We start from the raw sequence: 245 nt of genomic DNA, 5'->3' as shown, positions 1-245 counted from the left end.
ATATATATATTTACATTTATGGCCGCTAAATATGAAATATGACAATTTAATGCAGATTTTGCGGATGGACAAAGATTGTAATGAAACACCAAACCACGAAGACCAATTTGAAATAAATGAAGTTCATGGACTAAAACCAAAATTTATGCAAAGCAGAGGACCATTTATTTACTTAACTCTTTGTTTTGGAAAGAATCTTGATCAAGAAAGAAGCAGAAGGAGGGTGAAAACGGTCTTCAAGAACA

1 protein-coding gene is annotated in these 245 nt (G+C 32.2%); it reads left to right on the top strand.

Annotation, left to right across the window (positions count from 1 at the left end; genetic code table 11):
* Positions 1-64: 64 nt before the first annotated feature.
* A partial coding sequence (locus tag RYX56_RS24535) for a hypothetical protein (protein WP_317124412.1) occupies positions 65-245 on the top strand: 181 nt, incomplete at its 3' end.

The organism is Alkalihalophilus lindianensis (assembly GCF_032843265.1).
GTDB lineage: Bacteria > Bacillota > Bacilli > Bacillales > Bacillaceae_D > Alkalihalophilus > Alkalihalophilus lindianensis.
The sequence above is the reverse complement of the archived record's forward strand: the minus strand, read 5'-3'. Positions and strand labels throughout refer to the sequence as shown.